Source organism: Acidimicrobiales bacterium (assembly GCA_035546775.1).
GTDB lineage: Bacteria > Actinomycetota > Acidimicrobiia > Acidimicrobiales > JACCXE01 > JACCXE01.
On sequence record DASZWD010000006.1, the window covers coordinates 1 to 1576 of the forward strand.

2 protein-coding genes are annotated in these 1576 nt (G+C 70.3%); one reads left to right on the forward strand and one right to left on the reverse strand.

All coding sequences use genetic code 11. The annotated features are described in order from the left end of the window. Nucleotides 1-52: 52 nt before the first annotated feature. Nucleotides 53-508 carry an NAD(P)H-dependent oxidoreductase gene (locus VHC63_01655; GenBank protein ID HVV35277.1) on the reverse strand — a complete coding sequence of 152 codons (456 nt, stop codon included), beginning with the start codon at nt 506-508 and terminating at the stop codon, nt 53-55. A 40-nt stretch (nt 509-548) separates the two neighbouring features. Between VHC63_01655 and VHC63_01660 the strand changes: the two genes are divergently transcribed. Continuing rightward, nucleotides 549-1576 (forward strand): FAD-dependent oxidoreductase (locus VHC63_01660; protein ID HVV35278.1); only part of this gene is annotated, 1028 nt, incomplete at its 3' end.

Here is a 1576-nt window from a genome sequence, read left to right on the forward strand (position 1 = left end):
CGGTTCGCCTTCTGCAAGCGGCCCGACGTGATCGATGAGGCGGTGCGGCGGATCAGCCGGCTGACAACGTAGCGGCGACGGTGCCGCCCAGCTCGTAGAGCGCGTCACGGTCGGCCTTCGCCGGCGCCCCTTCGACCGTGAGGACCTTGGCGACCGGCACCCACCCCAAGCCGGTGGTGATCGTCTCCAGCGCCCGCACCGCGCCTTCGGTGCCCAGGTTGCCGTGGACATAGGCGGCGTACGGGCGACCCTTGGTCGCCTCGAGCACGGGGTAGTACACGGTGTCGAAGAAGTGCTTCAACGCACCGGAGATGTAGCCGATGTTCGCAGGGGTACCCAGCAGGTAGCCGTCCGCCTCGAGAACGTCGACGGCCCCTGCAACCAGGGCGGGAACCACCGCTACCTCCACGTCCGCGATCGACTCGTCGCGCGCACCCGCCAGCGCGGCCTCGAGCATCTCCTGGGTCGCCGGCGACGGAGTGTGGTGCACCACGAGCAGCTTCGCCACCCCGCCATTGAAACAGGGGCCGTTGTGGTACGACACGATCATGACCACATCGGACGCGGACACCTTCGACGTCATCGTGATCGGCGGCGGACCACCCGGAGAGAATGCCGCCGACTACGCGCACCACGGCGGGCTGTCCGCCGCCCTGGTCGAGCGGGAGCTCGTCGGCGGGGAGTGCTCGTACTGGGCGTGCATGCCGAGCAAGGCGCTGCTGCGCCCGGTCGAACTGGCGGACGCGGCCCGGTCCCTCCCAGGCGTGCCGGTCGGCGAGCACCTCGACATCGACAAGGTGCTGGCGCGCCGCGACAGCTTCACCAGCCACCACGACGACTCCGGTCAGGTGAAGTGGGCTGAAAGGGCCGGCATCACCGTGGTCCGTGGGCACGCCAGGCTGGCCGGGGTTCGCGAGGTCGCAGTCACGGCGCCTGACGGGTCCGTTCGCACGCTTACGGCTCGGCGTGCGGTCTGCCTGGCGACCGGCACCTCGGCGGCGGTGCCGCCGATCCCGGGCCTTCACGAAGCGAAGCCGTGGACGTCCCGCGACGTCACCAACCTTCACGAGGTGCCCGACCGGATCGTGGTCATCGGCGGTGGCGTTGTCGGCTGCGAGGCGACCGTCTGGCTCAACGGGCTCGGCGCCGAGGTCACGCTGGCGGCGCGTGACGAGCGCCTCCTCCCCCGCAACGAGCCGTTCGCCGGCGAGCTGCTGACGGACGCGCTGCGCAAGGCCGGTGTCGAGGTCCTGCTCGGCGCGGACATCAGCGAGGTACGCCGTCCCTCTCCCTCCGACAACGGCGAGGGCCGGTTGCGCGGCGAGGTCACCGTGGTGGTCGACGGCGAGGAGATCGTCGCCGACGAGGTGTTGATCGCGGCAGGCCGCAGCCCGCGCAGTAACGATCTCGGCCTCGACGCGGTGGGCCTGACGCCGGGCGGCTACGTCGAGACCGACGACACGATGACGGTGAAGGGCGTCGAGGGCAACTGGCTGTACGCCGTCGGCGACATCACCAAGCGCGCCCTTCTCACCCACATGGGCAAGTACCAGGCCCGAGTGTTCGGTGACGTCGT